The sequence below is a fragment of the uncultured Winogradskyella sp. genome (genome assembly GCF_947498005.1).
Taxonomy (GTDB): Bacteria; Bacteroidota; Bacteroidia; order Flavobacteriales; family Flavobacteriaceae; genus Winogradskyella.
In genome coordinates this window covers 191,155-212,218 of record NZ_CANMIW010000004.1, presented here as the reverse complement: position 1 = coordinate 212,218, position 21,064 = coordinate 191,155, and the positions used below count along the sequence as shown (strand labels likewise).

At 32.8% G+C, this 21,064-nt stretch carries 24 protein-coding genes; 19 read left to right on the top strand and 5 right to left on the bottom strand.

From position 1 onward, the window contains the following. The 13 genes from Q0891_RS09195 (at position 1) to Q0891_RS09135 (ending at position 9,101) form a co-directional block, all read left to right on the top strand. On the top strand, positions 1 to 1,470 hold the full coding sequence (locus Q0891_RS09195; protein WP_299100945.1) for a cryptochrome/photolyase family protein: 1,470 nt from the start codon (positions 1 to 3) through the stop codon (positions 1,468 to 1,470). Between the two features lies 1 nt (position 1,471). Then, on the top strand, positions 1,472 to 2,962 hold the full coding sequence (locus Q0891_RS09190; RefSeq protein ID WP_299100944.1) for a cryptochrome/deoxyribodipyrimidine photo-lyase family protein: 1,491 nt from the start codon (positions 1,472 to 1,474) through the stop codon (positions 2,960 to 2,962). 102 nt (positions 2,963 to 3,064) lie between these two features. Then, positions 3,065 to 3,496 (top strand): hypothetical protein, encoded by a 432-nt coding sequence (locus Q0891_RS09185; RefSeq protein WP_299100943.1) that lies wholly within the window; start codon positions 3,065 to 3,067, stop codon positions 3,494 to 3,496. Next, positions 3,493 to 3,765 (top strand): TIGR03643 family protein, encoded by a 273-nt coding sequence (locus Q0891_RS09180; RefSeq protein WP_299100942.1) that lies wholly within the window; start codon positions 3,493 to 3,495, stop codon positions 3,763 to 3,765. The genes Q0891_RS09185 and Q0891_RS09180 overlap by 4 nt, the downstream gene beginning before the upstream one ends. Positions 3,766 to 3,820: 55 nt before the next feature. Next, on the top strand, positions 3,821 to 4,510 hold the full coding sequence (gene folE, locus Q0891_RS09175) for a GTP cyclohydrolase I FolE (RefSeq protein WP_173301770.1): 690 nt from the start codon (positions 3,821 to 3,823) through the stop codon (positions 4,508 to 4,510). A 3-nt stretch (positions 4,511 to 4,513) separates the two neighbouring features. Next, a complete protein-coding gene (locus Q0891_RS09170; protein ID WP_173301769.1) occupies positions 4,514 to 4,744 on the top strand; it encodes a hypothetical protein in 231 nt (76 codons plus the stop codon). Between the two features lie 8 nt (positions 4,745 to 4,752). Further along, positions 4,753 to 5,439 carry an SDR family NAD(P)-dependent oxidoreductase gene (locus tag Q0891_RS09165; protein WP_299100941.1) on the top strand — a complete coding sequence of 229 codons (687 nt, stop codon included), beginning with the start codon at positions 4,753 to 4,755 and terminating at the stop codon, positions 5,437 to 5,439. A 31-nt stretch (positions 5,440 to 5,470) separates the two neighbouring features. After that, positions 5,471 to 5,959, top strand: coding sequence for a glutathione peroxidase (locus tag Q0891_RS09160; protein ID WP_299100939.1), 489 nt, complete (start codon positions 5,471 to 5,473; stop codon positions 5,957 to 5,959). 6 nt (positions 5,960 to 5,965) lie between these two features. Beyond that, positions 5,966 to 6,136, top strand: a complete 171-nt coding sequence (locus Q0891_RS09155) for a Lacal_2735 family protein (RefSeq protein WP_299100937.1) — start codon at positions 5,966 to 5,968, stop codon at positions 6,134 to 6,136. A 1-nt stretch (position 6,137) separates the two neighbouring features. Beyond that, positions 6,138 to 6,602: a TspO/MBR family protein gene (locus Q0891_RS09150; RefSeq protein ID WP_299100935.1), complete on the top strand. Its 465-nt coding sequence runs from the start codon at positions 6,138 to 6,140 to the stop codon at positions 6,600 to 6,602. 48 nt (positions 6,603 to 6,650) lie between these two features. Then, positions 6,651 to 7,118, top strand: coding sequence for an SRPBCC family protein (locus Q0891_RS09145; RefSeq protein ID WP_299100933.1), 468 nt, complete (start codon positions 6,651 to 6,653; stop codon positions 7,116 to 7,118). 158 nt (positions 7,119 to 7,276) lie between these two features. Continuing rightward, a complete protein-coding gene (locus Q0891_RS09140) occupies positions 7,277 to 8,581 on the top strand; it encodes a deoxyribodipyrimidine photo-lyase (RefSeq protein ID WP_299100931.1) in 1,305 nt (434 codons plus the stop codon). A gap of 157 nt (positions 8,582 to 8,738) precedes the next feature. Beyond that, positions 8,739 to 9,101, top strand: a complete 363-nt coding sequence (locus Q0891_RS09135; protein ID WP_299100929.1) for a nuclear transport factor 2 family protein — start codon at positions 8,739 to 8,741, stop codon at positions 9,099 to 9,101. 6 nt (positions 9,102 to 9,107) lie between these two features. Here Q0891_RS09135 and Q0891_RS09130 read toward each other — a convergent pair whose 3' ends face one another. The 4 genes from Q0891_RS09130 to Q0891_RS09115 form a co-directional block, all read right to left on the bottom strand. After that, the gene (locus Q0891_RS09130; RefSeq protein WP_299100927.1) at positions 9,108 to 12,317 is read right to left on the bottom strand and encodes a T9SS type B sorting domain-containing protein; all 3,210 of its coding nucleotides are present in this window, start codon (positions 12,315 to 12,317) and stop codon (positions 9,108 to 9,110) included. A 289-nt stretch (positions 12,318 to 12,606) separates the two neighbouring features. Beyond that, positions 12,607 to 13,923 (bottom strand): UDP-N-acetylglucosamine 1-carboxyvinyltransferase, encoded by a 1,317-nt coding sequence (gene murA, locus Q0891_RS09125; RefSeq protein ID WP_299100925.1) that lies wholly within the window; start codon positions 13,921 to 13,923, stop codon positions 12,607 to 12,609. A gap of 5 nt (positions 13,924 to 13,928) precedes the next feature. After that, on the bottom strand, positions 13,929 to 14,588 hold the full coding sequence (locus Q0891_RS09120) for a DUF4290 domain-containing protein (protein WP_299100923.1): 660 nt from the start codon (positions 14,586 to 14,588) through the stop codon (positions 13,929 to 13,931). Between the two features lie 92 nt (positions 14,589 to 14,680). After that, positions 14,681 to 14,974: a DUF493 family protein gene (locus Q0891_RS09115; RefSeq protein WP_299100921.1), complete on the bottom strand. Its 294-nt coding sequence runs from the start codon at positions 14,972 to 14,974 to the stop codon at positions 14,681 to 14,683. 212 nt (positions 14,975 to 15,186) lie between these two features. Here Q0891_RS09115 and Q0891_RS09110 point away from each other — a divergent pair, with 212 nt between their 5' ends. The 6 genes from Q0891_RS09110 to Q0891_RS09085 all read left to right on the top strand — a co-directional run bounded on the left by Q0891_RS09110 (position 15,187) and on the right by Q0891_RS09085 (position 20,202). Then, on the top strand, positions 15,187 to 15,729 hold the full coding sequence (locus tag Q0891_RS09110; RefSeq protein ID WP_299100919.1) for an ATP-binding protein: 543 nt from the start codon (positions 15,187 to 15,189) through the stop codon (positions 15,727 to 15,729). A 5-nt stretch (positions 15,730 to 15,734) separates the two neighbouring features. Then, positions 15,735 to 16,148: an SMI1/KNR4 family protein gene (locus tag Q0891_RS09105; protein WP_299100917.1), complete on the top strand. Its 414-nt coding sequence runs from the start codon at positions 15,735 to 15,737 to the stop codon at positions 16,146 to 16,148. Positions 16,149 to 16,181: 33 nt separating this feature from the next. Beyond that, positions 16,182 to 18,077 (top strand): ATP-dependent DNA helicase RecQ, encoded by a 1,896-nt coding sequence (locus Q0891_RS09100; protein WP_299100915.1) that lies wholly within the window; start codon positions 16,182 to 16,184, stop codon positions 18,075 to 18,077. Beyond that, positions 18,074 to 19,033: a methionyl-tRNA formyltransferase gene (fmt, locus tag Q0891_RS09095; RefSeq protein ID WP_299100913.1), complete on the top strand. Its 960-nt coding sequence runs from the start codon at positions 18,074 to 18,076 to the stop codon at positions 19,031 to 19,033. The genes Q0891_RS09100 and fmt overlap by 4 nt, the downstream gene beginning before the upstream one ends. Positions 19,034 to 19,232: 199 nt before the next feature. Further along, positions 19,233 to 19,505 (top strand): HU family DNA-binding protein, encoded by a 273-nt coding sequence (locus tag Q0891_RS09090; RefSeq protein ID WP_020894395.1) that lies wholly within the window; start codon positions 19,233 to 19,235, stop codon positions 19,503 to 19,505. Positions 19,506 to 19,647: 142 nt separating this feature from the next. Further along, positions 19,648 to 20,202 (top strand): YqgE/AlgH family protein, encoded by a 555-nt coding sequence (locus tag Q0891_RS09085; RefSeq protein WP_299100911.1) that lies wholly within the window; start codon positions 19,648 to 19,650, stop codon positions 20,200 to 20,202. On the opposite strand, the gene Q0891_RS09080 is transcribed toward Q0891_RS09085, so the two are convergent. After that, a complete protein-coding gene (locus Q0891_RS09080; RefSeq protein WP_299100909.1) occupies positions 20,199 to 21,050 on the bottom strand; it encodes an aminotransferase class IV in 852 nt (283 codons plus the stop codon). The two genes, Q0891_RS09085 and Q0891_RS09080, sit on opposite strands and share 4 nt — an antisense overlap. Between the last annotated feature and the right edge of the window lie 14 nt (positions 21,051 to 21,064).

The window sequence follows — 21,064 nt, the reverse complement described above, 5'->3', positions numbered from 1 at the left end:
ATGAAAGAAGCCATACTCATATTTCCACATCAATTATTTAAGGATGCACCCATTCTTAAAGTAAATGCTGATATTTATTTAATTGAAGAATTCTTATTCTTTAATCAATACAAATTCCACAAGCAAAAAATTGCCTTTCACAGAGCGTCCATGAAAGCCTATGCGAATTATCTCAAAACCCAAGATAAAACCGTAAATTATATTGAAGCCAAGACAAAACAATCTGATGTTAGGCAACTGATAGCAAAGCTTATTGAAGATGGTTTAGAAAAGCTTCGCATAATTGACCCAACTGATAATTGGCTTCAAAAACATATAAATTCCGCTGCTAAAGCTATAGATATTGAATGGTATGAAAATCCACTATTCATAAATACGAAAGAGGACTTAAGTTCATTTTTTAAACCTTCCAAAAAGAAATTCTTTCAAACCTCTTTTTACAAGCAGCAACGTAAGGAACGTGATATTTTAATAGTTAATAGCGAACCTGAAGGTGGTAAACTTACCTACGATTCAGATAATCGAAAGAAATACCCAAAGGACAAAACACCACCACATATTCATTTTCCTGATAAAACAGCGTATCACAAAGAAGCTAAAACTTATGTCAATTCAAATTTTAGCGCGCATTATGGCGAACTGAATGATTTTGTAATTTATCCTATTGATTTTAAATCTTCAGAAGAATGGTTACATCAGTTTTTTGAACAACGTTTTCATGAATTTGGACCTTATGAAGATGCCATTGTTAAGGAAGAACACTTTTTAAATCATAGCATCCTCTCGCCTCTTATCAATGTTGGGTTGCTACATCCAATGGACGTTATAGAAAAGGCCATTGATTATGCCAAATCTAATGACGTCCCGTTAAATTCTTTAGAAGGTTTTGTGCGCCAAATATTAGGTTGGCGCGAATTTATAAGAGGCGTTTACGAAGTAAAAGGCACAGAAGAACGCACAAAAAACTTTTGGAATTTTGATAAGAAAATACCAGCCTCATTCTATGATGGCACCACAGGAATTAAACCCATTGACGACGTTATTAAAAAAGTATTAAAAACAGGCTACGCCCATCATATAGAGCGTTTAATGCTACTCGGTAATTTTATGGTGCTCTGCGAATTTCATCCAGACGAGGTTTACCAATGGTTTATGGAACTATTTATAGACGCTTACGATTGGGTTATGGTACCCAATGTGTACGGCATGAGTTTGTTTGCAGATGGTGGTTTAATGTCTACAAAACCGTACATCAGTAGCAGCCATTACATTATGAAAATGAGCAACTATTCTAAAGGCGATTGGCAAGCCACTTGGGACGGTTTATTCTGGACGTTTATGGACAAGCATCGCGATTTCTTCGCAGGCAATCCGAGACTAGGTATGCTTTTGGGCAATTTAGATAGAATGAAAAAAGAGACTTTAGAAAACCATTTTAACAACGCCGAACAATTTCTAAAGCAACTTTAAGATGAAAGCAAAAGAACACATTACTATCGTTTGGTTGAAACGCGATTTAAGACTTCAAGATAATGAAGCCATTTCGAATGCATTAAAATCAGGCAAACGTGTTCTTATTATTTATGTTTTTGAACATTTATTACTGAATGATGCACATTACAGTGATAGACATTTCAACTTTATAAAAGAATCTTTAAGAGATTTAAACAAAAACCTTGCGGCACACCAAACCAAAGTATTAACGGTAACTAGTGATATTACGAGTGCGTTTAATCAACTGCAAGAGTTTTATAAAATTGATACTGTTTTTTCGCATGTGGAAACTGGATTATTAGTGACCTACAACAGAGACAAAGAATTTACACGCTATTGTAGAAATAATTTTATTAACTGGGAAGAATCTAAAAATAATGGTGTTGAACGCGGATTAGTGAATAGAGACCATTGGTTTGAAAATTGGGAAACGTATATGAACAGTGCTTTGGAAGTTTTTCAACCTAGCGACAATCAGTTTTTAAATCATTCAGAAATTGAAAGTTTAGAAAACGTGTTGACCGTTACCGATTTATCCACACCTGAAGACACCAAGTTTCAAAAAGGGGGCACCACCATGGGTTGGAAATATGCCAATTCATTTTTTGAAAACAGACATGAAGACTACATGGTTAATATTTCAAAACCGGAAGCTTCAAGGACAAGTTGCAGTAGAATTTCGCCATACATTGCTTGGGGAAATTTATCTATTAGGCAAGTCTTTCAGAAAGCTAAACAATTTCAATCCGAATCTAAAGATAAGCGTCATATTGGTGCATTTATTTCAAGATTACGATGGCAAGCACATTTCATTCAAAAGTTTGAAATGGAACACACCATGGAAAACGCAAGTGTTAACAAAGGCTATCATAAACTAAAGAAAACGCTATCTGAAACCTACCAAACGGCATGGAAAGAAGGCCAAACCGGATTTCCGTTAGTAGATGCAAGTATGCGCTGTTTACTTGAAACAGGATACGTAAAATTTAGAATGCGTGCCATGTTGGCATCTTTTTTTACGCATATCCTCTGGCAACCTTGGCAGGCTGCAACCACACATTTATCACAACAATTTTTAGATTTCGAACCTGGCATTCATTTTCCACAATTACAGATGCAAGCAGGCGAAACGGGCATCAATAATCTTAGAATTTACAATCCAACCCTTAATGGTTTAAAGCACGATCCTGATGCGGTTTTTATTAAAAAATGGGTTCCAGAATTGGCACACTTGGATACACCTTTTATCCATGAACCTTATTTGATGACTGAGATGGAAAAAGCCTTTTACAACTTTAAGCCAGGCAAAGACTACCCAACGCCTATAGTAGATATCAAAGAAAACCGAAAACGCGCAAGTGAAATTCTTTGGAATATGAAAAACGATGCAGAGGTTATTAGTGAAAGTTATAGAATCTTAAAACGACATACGTTACAAGATAGAAAACGTATGTTGAGAAGTGATTGATTTTTATTCCATTACACAATAAATTCCATAGTCATAATTATCTGTTAATTTTTGTTTAATCTTTTTATATAATCATTAAACATTATGTATATTTGATAATATATGATATTAAATACCACACATCACAATTCTGAACACAAGCAAATAATTGCCGACTTAGTTGGCAGTCCCTTTAGTTTGGTACAGAAATTGAAAATGAATGGTGTAGGTTCTAAGCGTATGATTATTGATGATGTGAGTCCAAATATGCAATCTATAATAAATTTGGTATCTGATATTAATTACGGAAATATTGAATTGAGACCAAAAGGTATTTTAATTAGAATTAACAAAGGCTTAAAGAATTTTACATGGATTATACCTTATTACCATCTCGTTATATATAAAATCAATGGGTCTAGCATACATGCACAAGGAAAATTTGTGCACTTTAGAGCCAATAAAACTTTTAAAGAGAATAAGAAGTTTTTTGACAAATTAATGGATGAAAAAGTAAAGTACGATTTACAACATGCAATGCCTCATGGACTATGAATTTAGAACTAAAAGACATTGACCGAATTATTGAAATGGCATGGGAAGACAGAACACCGTTTGATGCTATTACGTTTCAATTTAATTTAAAAGAACAAGAGGTTATTAATTTGATGAGACGCGAATTAAAACCAAGTAGCTTTAGATTATGGAGAGCGAGAGTGCAAGGCAGAGCTACTAAACACAGTAAAAAAAGAACGTTTGACAAAGGCAGATTTAAATGCTCGAGGCAAAGAACAATATCAAATAACTCTATTTCAAAACGTTAACACGTGCTTTGATTTAAGTTTGGAGTACTTAAAGACAGCACATTAAAAAGATTCTATGAATACAGAAACGACTTCCAAAGACAATGGACAGCTTAATGGTTTTACAAACGAAGCGATAGGCGACGACCATTTATTTACAAGTTTAGACACACCAATGAAAGCCAATGCTTTTGATATGTCTAATGAAGAAAAGAAAAAACGCATATCTATTTTATTTTCAGAAATAATGGATGTTATGGGTTTAGATTTAACCGACGATTCACTTCAAGGCACACCAGACCGTGTAGCAAAAATGTATATTGAAGAGATATTTTCTGGTTTAGACCCTAAAAACAAGCCTAAAATGGCTCTTTTTGAAAATAAATATCAATATAATCAGATGTTAGTAGAAAAAAATATTACCTTCTACTCTAATTGTGAGCATCATTTTGTACCTATTATAGGAAAAGCACATATTGCATACAAATCATCTGGAAAAGTTATTGGACTTTCTAAATTAAACAGAATTGTTCAATACTATGCCAAACGTCCTCAAGTTCAAGAGCGATTAACAAACCAAATTGCTAATGAATTAAAATCAGTTTTAGAAACTGAAGACGTGGCAGTAATCATAGATGCCAAGCATTTATGTGTGTCTTCTAGAGGTGTACAAGACGATACTTCTACAACGATAACAACATTTTATGGAGGCGAATTTAATAACGCTTCAAAAATTTTAGAATTACAAAACTATTTAAACAAGTAAGCTATGAGTACAGTAGAAAAAGCTTTAGAATTTGAAAACAGAAAGTTTTCATTTAAAACAACAAGTGACAGAATTTTAGCAGCAAGAGAGGCTAAAGATTTAATATTAGAAGTCAACGAATTATATAAGAAAGAGAAAGATACCAAATTAATGGACTTAATGAAGCGTCTTACAGTGATTAAGCAAAAGATTGAAAAGCGCTTAAAAGGTAGACCATTAACAGCAACCTCTTAAATTTAACAATGAAAAGATTAATTATTATTGGAGGAAGCAAAGGTATTGGTAATGCAATTATCTCATCTTTGCTTTCTTCTTATGATGAGATTGTAAATATCAGTCGTACATCGCCAGAAGATTCACATCCTAATTTAAAACATTACGATTGTGATATTTTAACTGATGAATTACCAGACTTCGATGAAGCCGACGGATTAGTGTATTGTCCTGGAAGTATTAATCTTAAACCCATAAACAGACTTAGCGTTGATGATTTTAAAAATGATTTTGACATCAATGTTATTGGAGCTGTAAAGGCAATACAAAAGTATTTACCAGCTTTAAAAAATGGTAATAAACCATCAATTGTACTGTTTAGTACGGTTGCTGCCAAGTTAGGCATGCCTTTTCATGCAAGTGTAGCAGCTTCAAAATCTGCAATTGAAGGCTTAACAAAATCTTTAGGTGCAGAATTAGCACCCAACATACGCGTTAATGCAATTGCACCAACGGTTACCGACACAGAGTTGGCTTCAAAATTATTGCGTAATGAACGGATGATTGACAATATGAATGAACGTCATCCCTTAAAAAAATATCTTCAACCTAAAGAAGTTGCAGATATGGCTGGCTTTTTATTATCAGAAAAAGCGGCTTCTATGTCAGGACAAATATTTGAAATGGACTGTGGCATCGTAAGTTTCAAATTGTAAATACCATTTAATTACTTAATACCAAAACATCATGATAGCAACTGCTACGCAATCCGTGTACGATATAAAGATTAACAGCCTGCAAGGTCAACCTATAGATTTCCAACACTTTAAAGGTAAAAAGATACTCTTTATTAATGTGGCTTCTAAATGTGGTTTTACACCTCAATATAGAGCGTTACAAGAGCTTCAAGATACATATAAAGATAAGTTAGTGGTTATTGGTGTGCCTTGTAATCAGTTTGGAAATCAAGAACCTGGTAATGCAAACGAGATACAAGAGTTTTGTGAAATTAATTATGGTGTTTCATTTTTAATAACCGAAAAAGTTGACGTTAAAGGCAGCTCTCAACATCCATTATACGCTTGGCTTACAAATAAATCTTTAAACGGAAAACAAAACTCTAATGTACGTTGGAATTTTCAAAAATACTTATTAGATGAGCATGGCGGCTTTTTAGACTATTATTTTTCCATTACAAAGCCAATGAGCTCTCGAATCACAAAACACCTTAAATAGAACATTATGTTTGGACTCTTTAAAAAAACTTCAGAATTAGAAAAGCTTCAAAAACAATATAAAAAATTGATGGCAGACTGGCATAAATTGTCTGCTACAAACCGAGGCGAAAGTGATAAAAAATATGCCGAAGCACAATTAGTAATGGACAAAATTGAACAATTAAAAGCATCGTAAATTGAACAAGATTTATCTTATTATTCTATTTCTAGTTATTAATTTCGGTGGTCTTGCCTTAGGTCGATATTTTATGGGAGATGCTGTAACTGGCGAATGGTACTCTAATTTAAACAAAGCACCTTGGACACCACCTGGTTGGGTTTTTGGAGCAGCATGGACGTTAATAATGATATGTTTTTCTGTATACCTCAGTTATTTATTTTCAGTTCGTAATTCTAATTTTGTTAAAACACTATTCGTTATTGCTGTAATTTTAAATGTTAGCTGGAATTATCTGTTTTTTAATCAACAATTCACAACACTAGGATTCGTTAATATCTTATCACTCACTTTACTCATTACCTACTTCTTTATAACGTTTGGCGACGATAAATTAAGCCACATTAAATACCTGTTGCTACCCTATATTATTTGGCTTTGCATTGCTACATCGCTCAATGGCTACATAGTATTAAATAATTAATAGAAAATTATCAACCGATACATCAATAAGATTTCATAAAACCAACAGATGAAAATATACACGTTACACAAAAAGCAAAATTTACCAATCTCAGTAGAAGAGGCTTGGGCATTTTTATCTAGTCCTGCTAATTTAAAAACCATCACACCAGATTATATGAGTTTTGATATTCTCTCTGGTGCAGACCGACCTATGTTTCCAGGGCAAATCATTCAGTATATTGTAACACCTGTTTTAGGCATAAAAACGAAATGGGTTACGGAAATTACACATGTAAGAGATAATGAATATTTTGTGGACGAACAGCGTTTTGGCCCCTATGCACTTTGGCATCATAAGCACTTTATAAAAGAAATTGAAGGAGGCGTAGAAATGGAAGACATTATAGATTATAAAGTACCAATGGGCATCCTTGGGCAACTCGTCCATCCTATTTTAGTGAAGCCAAAATTGGAAGAAATTTTTAATTACAGGACGACAAAGCTGGAAGAATTGTTTGGAAAATATGGTCAGTAAGTTGCAAAGATTCAGAGATTCATAGTTACAGAGCTACAAAGTCTCAGAGTTTCTAAAAGCAGATTAAATAAGCAAGACTTTGTACTTTTCACTTTACAATTTTACTTTACACTTTTTCAACTTTCAACATTTCAACCTTCCACTAACTAAAAAAACACATGACTAAAAAAGTAAACATTTTCTGGTTTCGAAGAGATTTAAGATTAGACGATAATCTCGGTTTTTATGAAGCTTTAAAATCGGAACATCCTGTACTTCCTATTTTCATATTTGATACAACAATTTTAGAAAAACTACCTAAAGATGATGCTCGTGTTACTTTTATTTTTGAAACACTTCAAGGGTTAAGACAGACTTTACAAGATAAGCATAGCAGTAGTATTGCCATGTATAAAGGAAAGCCTGAAGACATCTACAAGCAATTAATTTCAGAATACGATATTGAAACCGTGTTTACAAATCATGATTATGAGCCTTATGCTACAACTCGAGATACCTCAATTAAAACACTCTTAGAGAAACATAATATTGAATTCAAAACCTATAAGGACCAGGTTATTTTTGAAAAAAGCGAAATTGTAAAAAACGATGGAAAACCATACATGGTTTACACACCATACATGCGCAAGTGGAAAGAAAAATTTAGAACGCTCGATTTAGAAATTTTCTATACCAATTCTTATCTAGACAATCTTATAGAACATAGTAGATTACCTAATTTAACCTTAGCTGATATTGGTTTTGAAAAATCGAGTCAAGACATAGCAGCTTATGATGTTACACCAACATTGATTCAAACCTATGAAGCTACTCGTAATTTTCCGGCACAAGATGCAACCTCACGTTTAGGACCACATTTAAGATTCGGAACGGTTAGTATACGTAAAATGGTTAAAAAAGCAATTGCTGAAGACAATGAAATATTTTGGCAAGAGTTAATTTGGCGCGAATTCTTTATGCAGATTCTTTGGCATTTTCCACATACAAAAGATGAAGCCTTTAAACCAAAATACGACAGAATTGAATGGCGTTATAATGAAACTGAATTTAAAGCTTGGTGTGAAGGTAAAACTGGTTATCCGTTAGTCGATGCAGGTATGCGACAACTGAATGCGACAGGCTTTATGCACAATAGAGTAAGAATGTTGGTTGGTAGTTTTCTTTGTAAACATTTATTGATGGATTGGCGATTAGGAGAAGCTTATTTTGCCGAGAAACTTCACGATTACGATATGTCTAGTAATGTGGGCAATTGGCAATGGGTTGCTGGTTCTGGTGTAGATGCTTCGCCTTATTTTAGAATTTTTAATCCTACAACTCAGATTCAAAAATTCGATAAGAATTTAGAATACATAAAAGAGTGGGTTCCAGATTTTCAAGAGTTGACTTACTCAAAACCAATTGTAGAACATAAAATGGCAAGAGAACGCTGCTTAGCAACTTATAAAGCAGCACTGAATTAAAATTTAGTATAGTTGCCAAATTCATTTCAATATATTCAATTCAATATGCCCTTAAATAGCAATTATTTAATTTAAAAGTTAAAAACGTCGTTATCAATTACATAATTTAGAAAAACTTTTCACTAACTTTAAAGCACTAATTTAAATTTAGAGAATTATGAATACTTGGGGAGTTGCTAGAAAGTGGAAAGAAATGTGTGAGCAAGGTAAAAACCTTGATTGCATTAACGAGCTTTATTCTGAAAATGTTGTGAGTAAAGAAATGCCAGGTATGCCAGGAGAAAATATTACTGGTAAACAAAATGTTTGGAACAAGAATAAAGAATGGTTAGAAAACGTAGAAGAATTTCATTACAGTTCTATTAGCGCACCTCTTGTGGCTGGAAATCATTTTTCGTCTAAAATGCACTTTGATTTAACTTTTAAAGACAGAGGCAGACAGCAAATGGAAGAAATTGCTGTATTTGAAGTTAAAGATGGTAAAATTACATCTGAGCAATTTTTGTATTCAATGGAATAACGTAACTCATCGTTTTAAAGTAAAATGTCCTTTATGCGTTAACCCGTTAGAACGTTCTACCACAAACCAGTAATCGTTTGTAGGCATAAGATTACCATTATAGTTACCATCCCAACCAACGTCATTGCCAGTAAAGTTAATTAATAACTTTCCGTACCTATCGAAAATATATACTTGTAAATCGGGTTCTAACTGCGAACCTGTAATTTGCCAAAATTCATTTTCGCCATCGCCATTTGGTGTAAAGAATTTTTTATAATTTAATAAGGAAATAGTTTCGGTATTAATACCACAGCCATTAATATCTCTTACAAAAACTGTATAAATTCCTGATTCTAGATTTTCAAAATAATTCTCCGACTGATAGGTCACACCATCTAATGAATACTCATAATCGCCAATACCAGATATTTCAATATCGATAAAATTACTATTTGAAGTAAAATCTTCGTTAATGATATTTTCTATATTAGCGACACCAGACATATCTATATTATAAGTTTTTGTGGCCTCACAATAAAAGTCACCATAATCATTTGAAACTGTAACCGAATAATTTCCAACAGTATCAACGACTATACTTCGTGTTGTTTCACCTGAAGACCATAAGTAGCTCGAGTAACCAAAATCTGCGGATAACACAACAGAAGTACCTTCACAAATAGTAATAGATTCATCCAAACCTAACTGAGGAATAGAACCAACAATAAGCTGAAAACTGTCTGTTTCGTAACAAATATCTAATGTATTATGAATCATTCTAACGTAAATGGTCTGTGGATTTACTATGTTCTCATAACTATCTGAAATTGGATTATTACCAGAATCTGCATCAGTTTGATTTAGGTGGTAAGTAATAGTTAAATTTTCTGGATTTTGATTACCTATCAACTGCGTGTATTGTTGTGATAGATCAAAAACGGCTTGGTTATCATTATCTTCATCACAAACGACCAAATCAGATGGACTACCTAGATTAACTACAGGAAGTAAATCCAAGGAATTAACAGTAATTGCTTCTATACTTCCACAAACATCCTCAACCCTTATTTCGTAAATGTCAGGACTTAAATTTGTAAAAACATTATCATTTCCATTGTCAATAAAAATAGGAGAAACAATAGAAAAATTATAAGGAGGTACACCACTTACATCCACTAAAATATCAGAAGGTCCTGATCCACCATCGCAATTAAGATTAAATACATCATTTATTATTAAATCTGAATCGATTTCAAATTCCCCAAAAATATCAAAACAATACTCATCTGTGTTTGGGTTATTAGTTGATTGAAATACTTTTATCAATCTAAATGTTCCTACCACGAAAATATTAAGTAGACTTTCTCCATTTTCTATAGAAATAGAATTCGCTGTATTCGGTAATTCACCTTCACTATACGTTACTCCAGTATTAGGATGTCCCCAACTATCAGATTGCGGATTATACCTCTGAAACCAATAGGTTTGATTTATCACTGAACTATCATTATCTAGAATACTTAAATCAAAAGAACCACAGTTTTGTTGTAAATTATAAATAGATTCATTGTTATCATAATTATACGTTTCTATGGTTTGAGTGAACATGAATTCATTGCCACAACTATCTGTAAATTCAATAGTATAATTTCCTGCGGGTAAATCATCAACATAGAAAAGTCCTTCTGATAAAATTGCAAAACTATAGTCGTAAGGTAACGTCTCTGAGAATTCAGTAGGTGCTGCAATAAACGTAACGGATTCTACTGCGCCATACGCACCAGCAATACTCAAGCTACCTGTATCAGAACTACAACTCACTGAGGTTGACACATTGAGTTCATAGTCTTCGAGTTCTGGAATTTCAAATTCTTCAAGATATGTTGTACCACAATTGTCTATCAATTCTATAGTAAAAGTACCTATTGGCAACACATCAACTATTAACAAACCATTGGGTGTGATAAACTCAGAAATATCAGATGGTATTTCACCTATATATGTTAGTGGAGCAACTGTAAGTGTCGCAGATGCAATCTCTCTATTTGGTATACTTACCGTTAAAGCACCTGTTAACGCATCACAACCTCCATTTGAAGTAGAAATAACAGGCTCTTCTGGCTCTTCAATTAATTCAATTGACGCTATACCTATATTATCACATGCATCAACAACTGTAACCTCGTAAACACCATAAGGCAAACCTAAATCTTCTTGTTCAAACGAAATTACCGATTCTGTATAAACGCCTTCATTATCATTATAATCTGATGGATTAAATTCCATTGGTGCCTCAGTAAATTCAAGAGAATATGGAGGAACCATATTAGAAATCACGATTATTAAATCGTCTCCACAAATATTGGTTACTGTAGATAAATTTATAACAGGATTGGGATTTACAACCTCAGAACTAGCAACAACATCTCCACAGCCATCTTGTACTACCGTATCGACTGTAAAAGTTTGATCGCCAAAATTAGTTACGGTCGTTGATATTTCGAGTTCTGTTTCTGAACCATCATCATAAGTCTGGGAATAACTTGTAGTTTCATTTCCATCAGAAAAATTAATGGTATAGTCAACGGTAATTGGATAAGACAGTTGAGATCCACTGCTAGCCGTAATTGTTTGATTAATTGTCGTCTCATCACAATTATTCAGTGCGTTAGATTGTTCTATAGCCGAAATTGTAAACGTAACGTCACTAATTAAAAGCGTATAAGTCTTCGTTAAGGCATTTCCACAAGTATCATATACACGTATAACATAAGTTCCTTCAGGCAGATTACTAAAACTATTATCAGATTGCAAAGGCACAGTGATAGGTCCTGATATAATCTCATAGGATTCTGCATTACCTGACAGTGTCGTTATAACTAAACTGATTTCGCTACAATCGCCTGTAAAACCTTGTCCGACTTCAAAATCTAGAGCTGTGATAACATCATCAATATCAGCATCTGCACTTTCTGAATTTTGTAAATCATTTAAGGTTTGTACGGCCTCTACTAAATAATTACCGCTATCTAAACTACTAAATGTATTTGAGGATGTTTGCGCTATAGGAGAATTAATATTTGGATATAAATAAAGATTATAAACGATAGTTGCACCTGGCGTAACCTCAGAAACATTCATTGTTATTGAACCATTACTTGCACATGTTTCATCTGTAGAAGTTACGGATAAATTAAAAACATTTAATTGTGCACAAACTAGCTGACTTGTCAAAAAAAGACAAAATATTAGGCTATATCTTGGAGGGAAGACAAGTTTCATTAGATTAAGAATTCACTAGCTTTAATGAGTAAATTACGAATAAATGCAACGCAGTGATTCAATACCTCGATGTAATCAATAATATTACCGACAGAAAACCATTTTAGACGAAAACCTTTACTAAAACCTCATATCATATAAAGCGATTTCATATGGACCTAAAAAATAATATATGATAAATAAAAAAGACCTCAATTACTTGAGGTCTCTTATTATATACTTGAATTGGTAATTATAATTTCTAATTACCTTCTACACGTTCAATCTTAGCACCAATAGCTCTTAAACGTTCGTCAATATTTTCGTAACCACGATCAATCTGTTCAATATTATGAATTATAGATGTTCCTTTTGCAGATAATGCCGCAATTAATAAAGAAACACCAGCTCTAATATCTGGAGATGTCATAGTTGTTGCTTTTAGCGTTGACTTAAAGTCATGACCAATAACGGTTGCTCTATGTGGATCACAAAGAATAATTTTTGCTCCCATGTCAATCAGTTTATCTACGAAAAACAAACGGCTTTCAAACATTTTTTGATGCACTACAGCACTTCCTCTAGCCTGCGTTAATACAGTTAAAATAATACTTAACAAATCTGGAGTAAAACCTGGCCAAGGTGCATCAGCAATAGTTAAAATTGAACCATCTATAAAGTTTTGCACTTCGTAACCATTGGTATGAGCAGGTATATGAATGTCATCACCTTGACGCTCTACTGTTATACCAATTTTTCTAAATACATTAGGTATTTGACCTAAATCATCCCAACTCACATTAGTGATGGTCAATTCACTCTTAGTCATTGCCGCTAATCCAATCCAGCTACCTATCTCAATCATATCTGGTAGCATTCTGTGGTCAGTGCCACCTAAAGCATCAACACCTTCTATAATTAACATGTTAGAACCTACACCAGAGATTTTCGCTCCCATTCGGTTTAACATTTTACACAATTGCTGTAAATAAGGTTCGCATGCAGCATTGTAAATTGTAGTTACACCTTCTGCTAAAACAGCTGCCATTACAATATTTGCGGTACCAGTAACTGAAGCTTCATCTAAAAGCATGTATGTGCCTTTCAGTTTTTTAGCTTCAACACCATAAAACAAATCTTCTTTATTATATCGAAATTCTGCACCAAGATTAATGAAACCTTCAAAGTGTGTATCTAAACGACGACGACCAATTTTATCACCACCTGGTTTAGGAATATAACCTTTGCCAAAACGCGCTAACAAAGGACCTACAATCATTATAGAACCTCTTAATCCTTTTCCGTCTTCTTTAAATTCTGCAGACTCTAAATACTTTAGATTAACTTCATCTGCCTTGAAAGTATAAGAACCTTTACCTAATTTATTAATTTTTACACCTAATTTTTTCAATAGCGCAATAAGTTTATTGACGTCTATAATATCTGGTATGTTATCAATCTTAATTTCTTCCGGAGTTAAAAGCACTGCACATAGTATTTGTAATGCTTCGTTTTTTGCTCCTTGTGGTTGAATTTTCCCTTTTAGTTTGTGACCACCTTCAATTTTAAATGTACTCATACAATTTAGTAACGTTTTCTGTTATTAGAATATTTCTTCTTGTTAGAATTGTTATTCTTTTTGTTTGAATTGTTTTTACCTCCATATTTAGACTTTGTACGCATTAAACTCGTAGAATCTGTAAGGCTTTCTTCACTACCTTTAAGGTTTAATGCACCACCTGAAAGTTCATATAAATGATTGTAGATCACATCATCTTCAACTGTATCTTTATTCCAATTAAGGAAGCACTTTTTCATGTGATTAGCAATCGTATAGGTTAAAGCTTCCTTTAACTCACCATCTTCCCAACTCACAGCAACATCTATCATCGTTTTTATGTTATTTCCGTAAAAACGATATTTAGGATGATTTTGAGGGTACTTTAAAGGTTCTGGTCTTGCTTGTATTTCTTCTTTTGATGGCTCGCCATAAGGTGCGTCAACGTCAATTTCAAAATCAGCCATAATAAAAAGCTGATCCCATAACTTATGCTTAAAATCTGGCACATCTCTTAAATGCGGCTGCAAATTTCCCATTACAGAAATGATAGCATTTGCTAATTTATTACGCTCTTCTTTTGTTTCGCGAGATTTTGCGTGATTAATCATCTTTTGCAGATGACGTCCATATTCTGGAATTATTAAATGCTCGCGCTCTGTGTTATATTCTAAATCGTCAATCAAAATTGTAAAATGTGTGTAGTAAATATTTTATTAACCTGAAGTCTCTAGGTTTTGTTGCAAAGTACAAAAAAATACGAAGCTTAAAAGGTATTTTATAGAGAAATTACATCGTCTACATTTTCTGCGACTTCCTTGTATTTATCTACCACTGCTTCAGGATCTTTCATCCTAACATTTATCGATACACTTGTGTATTTTCCGTTTTTAGATTCGGTTGTAGTAATTACGGCTCCTAAATTATTAAAAAGCGATTCAATTCCACTTACTCCAGAACCATCGGTAAGCACAATAAACTTATATAAATACTCTGTTGGCCACTGCGCAGTATCATATAGTTGTGATTTTAATTTTTCGTAAAATTCGTCTGTTTTTTTAGAACTATCCATTGTCATTTTTTTCTAATGCAAAGATACGTTTTAAACTTAAAAACTAAAGATTAAATAAATTCTCAGCCCAATTTTAAGCTAAAAATTAAGTTAAAAATTGACAGAATTGAGTTCTAAATTTAGTTTTGAATTCAAAAAATAAAAAGGATTTTAATATTCTGTTTTTTATCCCTTATTTTTAACCCTAATTATAAGTGTAAATTTTAAACAATTTGAACCCAAAAAAAATAGTCATTGCTGGTGGTCCTGGAACCGGAAAAACTACGATTATCAATGAATTAAAAAACCGTGATTTTATTTGCTATGATGAAATCTCAAGACAAATTACGCTTCAAGCAAGAGCAGAAGGTATTGAACAAATGTTTCTAACGGAACCTTTACTTTTTAGTCAGAAACTTTTAGATGGTAGAATAAATCAATTTAAAGAGGCAACAAATGAAACGGAATCTGTTGTTTTTTTAGACAGAGGTATACCTGATGTTTTAGCCTATATGGATTTTATTGGTGATACATATCCTAAGTATTTTGTAGATGCTTGCGAAAAACACATTTATGATTATATCTTTGTTTTAGCACCATGGCAAGAGATCTTTACGAGTGATAATGAGCGCTATGAAAACTTTGAAGAAGCTATTAAAATTCATGACCATTTAATTGATACTTACAAGCGTTTTGGTTACAAATTAATTGATGTTCCGTTCGGAAATGTAGAATCCAGAGCTAACTTTATTCTAGAGTCCTTAAATTTGGAATAATAACTATGGAATCTACTGATATTAAACATATAGAAAAACAACTTGGAATAGAGCTTCCAGAGTTCTACTTCAAAACAATGTTAGATTATCCTTTTTCTGAAGATTCTTTTGGAGCAGAATTCTCATTATCTAATGACCCTAAATATATCATAGATATAAATGGTGTGTTTACACAAGAAGACGAAAGTTTTTCAATTGGTTCAGATGGAGGAGAATTTTACTATTTTATCAAACTTAATGGTAATGAAAAGGTATACATATTTGACTTAGAAGGTTCTAAAGACCATATGAGTGTTGTCTCTGAATCCTGGTCGGAATATCTAACACAAATTGAAAATTTACATGACGAATTTAGACAAGAGAAGCTAAATGATCTAGAAAGAAAAAAGCATAAAAAATGGTGGCAATTCTGGATATGAAAACCCATAATATAAACACATTAAATTGGCAATATGCATCCAATAGAAGTTTTAGAGCGGTATTGGCAACATACGTCTTTTAGACCGTTACAAGAAGAGATTATTACTTCGGTTTTAAACCATGAAGACACCTTTGCTTTGTTACCAACTGGTGGCGGAAAATCGATATGTTTTCAAATACCTGCTTTAATACAAGATGGCATTTGTATTGTTGTTTCGCCGTTAATTGCACTGATGAAAGACCAGGTTACTACCTTAAAAGAAAAAGGTATTAAGGCTATTGCACTGACTTCTGGCATGTCTTACAAAGATTTAGACACGCAATTAGATAATTGTATTTATGGTAATTACAAATTTTTATATTTATCGCCAGAACGCTTACAACAAACTTTAGTGCAAGATCGCATTCAGCAAATGAAAGTGAATTTAATTGCTGTAGATGAAGCGCATTGTATTAGTCAATGGGGAAATGATTTTAGACCTGCTTATAAAAACATTTCCATTTTAAGACAATTGCATCCTCATGTTAATTGTATTGCATTAACTGCAACTGCAAAGCATAATGTTGTTAATGACATCGTAGAAAATTTAGATTTTATAAGCCCTAAAATATTTAAAGCTTCTTTTGCGAGACCAAATATTGCCTACAACGTTATACATACCGACGACAAATTATTTCAATTAGAACATATCTTAAAAACCAATTCTGGTTCATCAATTATATATGTAAGAAATAGACGTGCTACAACTGATATTCATAATTATTTAAATTCTAAAGGGTTCTCCTCTACGTTTTACCATGGCGGAATTACAAACAAAGAAAAGCAAGAACGTTTATATCAATGGACTAATGGTCAATTAGACATTATGGTCGCAACTACAGCTTTTGGAATGGGAATTGATAAGGCTAATGTAAAAACCGTTATTCATTTTAATTTACCAGAAAGTCTAGAAAGTTATTACCAAGAAGCTGGCAGAGCAGGACGTGATGGCGCCTTAGCTCATGCCGTTATTTTAAAACAACACATAGATGAAGACCATCTTCGTAGTCAGTTTTTAAGTACGTTGCCTTCCGTAGCATTTGTAAAAACGGTGTATAATAAACTGTGTAATTATTTTCAGATTTCTTATGGAGAAGGGGAAAATACGTTGCATCAATTAGATTTTAAATCTTTTTGTAATCAATATAAACTTAGTGCAAGCATTACTTATAATGCTTTACTATTGTTAGATCGAAATGCTATAATTACGCTAACACAACACTTTAATTTTAGAACAAAAATTCAGTTTATAACGACTAATGCCGTTTTGTTTCAATATTTAGAAACACACATGGATTTAAATATACTGGTAAAAGTGTTATTAAGAACTTATGGTGGAATTTTTGATTATGACACCAAGGTAAACTTAAGTTTAGTCATTAAAAAAGCTAACTTATCTGAAAAGAAAGTCATCGCGCAGTTGCAACGTTTAGAAAAAGATGATGTTATTAGTTTACAAATGGCAAATACAGATTCTGAAATTACGTTTTTGAAACCGCGAGAAGATGATATTACCATTAATCCTATTGCTAAAACTATAGAACAGCAGCATACGCTGAAACATAAACAGATTGAATCTGTTTTAAATTATATAAAAAACGATACCGTTTGCAGAAGTCAGCAACTCCTACTCTATTTTGGAGAAAAGACTAAAGTAACTTGCGGTATTTGCTCGGTTTGTGTTGCCAAATCTTCAAAATTAAAATCATCATCACATGAAGGCATATCGCTTCAAATTATAAAATTATTAAAAGTTGAAGCTTTATCTTCGCGACAATTAATACAGAAACTAAATTGTTCTGAAAACGTCTTATTGTTCTGTATTTCAGAATTGATTGAAACAAATAAAATAAAATTAACTCCAACGAACACTTACACTATTTTATGATTAAAAAACGTGACTTACGCATTGTTTTTATGGGCACACCAGATTTTGCCGTGGCCAGTTTAAAAGCACTTATTGACCATAATTATAACGTTGTTGGCGTAATTACTGCACCAGACAGACCTGCAGGTCGTGGGCAAAAGCTAAGAGCGTCAGCTGTAAAGGAATTTGCGTTAGTACAAAACCTAAATATCTTACAACCTACAAATTTAAAATCTGAATCCTTTATTGAAGAATTGGCAGCGCTTAATGCCAATTTACAAATTATTGTAGCCTTTAGAATGCTACCAAAAGTAGTTTGGCAAATGCCAGAGTTTGGTACTTTTAATTTACACGCTTCTTTATTACCACAGTATAGAGGTGCTGCACCAATCCATTGGGCTATTATTAATGGCGAGACCAAAACTGGTGTAACCACATTCTTTATAGATGAAAAAATTGACACTGGTGCTATTATAAAAAGTGAAGACGCCTTAATAGGACCTAAAACAACCGTTGGCGAATTGCATGATGATTTAATGAAAATAGGTAGTGATTTGGTTCTAAAAACAGTAGATCAAATTGAAAATGATGCTGTAACAACAACCATACAACCACAAACCGAAGATTTAAAAACAGCCTATAAACTAAACCGTGACAACTGTAAAATAGATTGGTCACTTTCATTAGATACTATTTATAATAAGATTAGAGGTTTAAACCCTTTTCCAACAGCTTGGTGTAATTTGGATAATGCGGAAGACAAACCATTATCTGTAAAAATTTATGCTGTAGAAAAAATTGAAGAACATCATAATTTTGAGGTCGGTAAAATAATAACAACAAAAGACGAGTTAAAGGTATCATGTAAAGATGGTTACATAAATATTCTTGAAATTCAATTACCAGGAAAACGCAAAATGGAGGTAAAATCTTTATTAAATGGGTTCAGTTTTTCAGCATCAGCAAAAATGCTGTAAACCCTTGTAAACATTGGATTTGTGAAAAAATCGTTAAAATGCATCGTCTTTATTAACAAATGTTCAAAGTTATTAACAAAAATCCGTTTTTCCCTTGCTATTCCTTGCGTAGCTTAATATTCCTAATAATTTTGTGTACGGATTTTAACAACACTAATTTTAAAATCGAATTATTTAACAAATTTAAATTTATAATTTTATGAACAAAACAGATTTAATCAACGGAATGGCAGAGAATGCTGGTATTACTAAAGCAGCAGCAAAGAAAGCATTAGACTCTTTATTAGTTGATATCGAAGGTTCTTTACAAAAAGGGAACAGAGTATCTTTAGTAGGATTTGGTTCTTGGTCAGTTTCTAAAAGAGCTGCAAGAGATGGAAGAAACCCACAAACAGGTAAAACTATCAAAATTAAAGCTAAAAACGTAGTGAAATTTAAGGCAGGTTCTGACTTAAGTAGCGCTGTAAACTAAGACATATTTAGTTTAAAATACAGAGCCTGCTCAATGAGCAGGCTTTTTTTTGTACCAATTTTAAAGCGTTAAAGTTGTTTATGTTACAAAAAAAAACTAGATTTAGTTCTAATTATAGATTACAAAACTAGTTAAAGCCAAAATGAGCAAACCCGAAAAAGGCAATTTATTAATTGCTGAACCATCCATTATCGGAGATATTTCATTTAATCGTGCGGTGATTCTGTTAGCAGATCATAACGCACTGGGTTCAGTTGGCTTTATTTTAAATAAACCTTTAGAGTACAATCTTAAAGATCTTATTGAAGGTACAGAATCTGAATTCCCAGTTTATAATGGTGGTCCTGTAGAACAGGATAATCTCTATTTTATTCATAAATCTCCAGACCTTATTCCTAATAGTGTAGAAATATCAAATGGTATATTTTGGGGAGGCGACTTCGCTGTAGTTATTGACCTAATCAATAATGGCAAAATTTCTTCATCAGATATACGCTTCTTTTTAGGGTATTCTGGTTGGGATGAACAACAATTAGATAATGAACTTAAATCTAATGCTTGGCTCATATCAGAGAATGTATATAATAATGATATCATCTCTAAATCTTGCAACTCCTTTTGGCGTGACAAAATGTTAGAACTCGGTGGCGACTATAGCATTTGGTCTAATGCTCCCGAAAATCCGAGTTATAACTAAACTAACCTCAACTTAGCGTTTAGCTTTGTTATTAGGCTTTGCGCAAAATCATTTTTAAATTCTTTTTTACGGTATTTAGTAATAGGCATAATTCCTTTTATAACGTTTGTTACAAATAATTCATCCGCTTTTTGAAGTTCGAACGGACTTATTGATGCTTCCTCAGCAGTAACATTAAGATCCTTAGATAACAATTCTAATATTTGCTTTCGCATTATACCTTTTAAACAACCATCTTCTAATGGTGGTGTTTTTATATGCGTCCCTTTTACTAAAAATAAATTTCCGTTTAAGGCTTCAATAACACTTTTATTGGTATTTAGAACTAAGCAGTTATCAAAATCATTTTCTTTTGCATAAATACTTCCTATTACTTGTATTGCTTTATTATTAGATTTTAAACCCGATAATAAACCTGGTGCCACAAAATAGTCCTTGTATAAATCAACAATATATGATGTTTGTGGATCAATAGTGTAGAATGGATTATCATGTGCTTCTACACTTATATTATAACCGACTTTGGCATTGGAGGCTGGTGTATATTTACCACCTTCACCTCTATCTACATTTAGTCTTACACGAGCAGAGGCTTGTAATAAGTTGTTTGCCTCTAATGTTTTTAAGATTTCAGCTTCTAGAAACTCCATAGTAAAGTTCATAGGAATATCCATTCTCAAAATACGCATAGATGCCATTAACCTGAAGTAGTGATCCTCCCAAAACAATATTTTACCATTAACCACTTTTAAGGTTTCAAATAAGGCATCACCATATTTGTAACCTCTATTGTTTACTGTAAGTTTAGAATCTGCAATTGATAGCAATGAACCATTAAAATTTACCATAAAAAAATCTCGAT

What these genes read in the sequence shown, in the direction of transcription:
- Q0891_RS09195 (WP_299100945.1), top strand. Translation starts at nt 1, where the DNA reads ATGAAAGAAGCCATACTCATATTTCCACATCAATTATTTAAGGATGCA.
- Q0891_RS09190 (WP_299100944.1), top strand. Translation starts at nt 1,472, where the DNA reads ATGAAAGCAAAAGAACACATTACTATCGTTTGGTTGAAACGCGATTTA.
- Q0891_RS09185 (WP_299100943.1), top strand. Translation starts at nt 3,065, where the DNA reads ATGATATTAAATACCACACATCACAATTCTGAACACAAGCAAATAATT.
- Q0891_RS09180 (WP_299100942.1), top strand. Translation starts at nt 3,493, where the DNA reads ATGAATTTAGAACTAAAAGACATTGACCGAATTATTGAAATGGCATGG.
- folE (WP_173301770.1), top strand. Translation starts at nt 3,821, where the DNA reads ATGAATACAGAAACGACTTCCAAAGACAATGGACAGCTTAATGGTTTT.
- Q0891_RS09170 (WP_173301769.1), top strand. Translation starts at nt 4,514, where the DNA reads ATGAGTACAGTAGAAAAAGCTTTAGAATTTGAAAACAGAAAGTTTTCA.
- Q0891_RS09165 (WP_299100941.1), top strand. Translation starts at nt 4,753, where the DNA reads ATGAAAAGATTAATTATTATTGGAGGAAGCAAAGGTATTGGTAATGCA.
- Q0891_RS09160 (WP_299100939.1), top strand. Translation starts at nt 5,471, where the DNA reads ATGATAGCAACTGCTACGCAATCCGTGTACGATATAAAGATTAACAGC.
- Q0891_RS09155 (WP_299100937.1), top strand. Translation starts at nt 5,966, where the DNA reads ATGTTTGGACTCTTTAAAAAAACTTCAGAATTAGAAAAGCTTCAAAAA.
- Q0891_RS09145 (WP_299100933.1), top strand. Translation starts at nt 6,651, where the DNA reads ATGAAAATATACACGTTACACAAAAAGCAAAATTTACCAATCTCAGTA.
- Q0891_RS09140 (WP_299100931.1), top strand. Translation starts at nt 7,277, where the DNA reads ATGACTAAAAAAGTAAACATTTTCTGGTTTCGAAGAGATTTAAGATTA.
- Q0891_RS09135 (WP_299100929.1), top strand. Translation starts at nt 8,739, where the DNA reads ATGAATACTTGGGGAGTTGCTAGAAAGTGGAAAGAAATGTGTGAGCAA.
- murA (WP_299100925.1), bottom strand. Translation starts at nt 13,923, where the DNA reads ATGAGTACATTTAAAATTGAAGGTGGTCACAAACTAAAAGGGAAAATT.
- Q0891_RS09115 (WP_299100921.1), bottom strand. Translation starts at nt 14,974, where the DNA reads ATGGATAGTTCTAAAAAAACAGACGAATTTTACGAAAAATTAAAATCA.
- Q0891_RS09105 (WP_299100917.1), top strand. Translation starts at nt 15,735, where the DNA reads ATGGAATCTACTGATATTAAACATATAGAAAAACAACTTGGAATAGAG.
- Q0891_RS09100 (WP_299100915.1), top strand. Translation starts at nt 16,182, where the DNA reads ATGCATCCAATAGAAGTTTTAGAGCGGTATTGGCAACATACGTCTTTT.
- fmt (WP_299100913.1), top strand. Translation starts at nt 18,074, where the DNA reads ATGATTAAAAAACGTGACTTACGCATTGTTTTTATGGGCACACCAGAT.
- Q0891_RS09090 (WP_020894395.1), top strand. Translation starts at nt 19,233, where the DNA reads ATGAACAAAACAGATTTAATCAACGGAATGGCAGAGAATGCTGGTATT.
- Q0891_RS09085 (WP_299100911.1), top strand. Translation starts at nt 19,648, where the DNA reads ATGAGCAAACCCGAAAAAGGCAATTTATTAATTGCTGAACCATCCATT.
- Q0891_RS09080 (WP_299100909.1), bottom strand. Translation starts at nt 21,050, where the DNA reads ATGGTAAATTTTAATGGTTCATTGCTATCAATTGCAGATTCTAAACTT.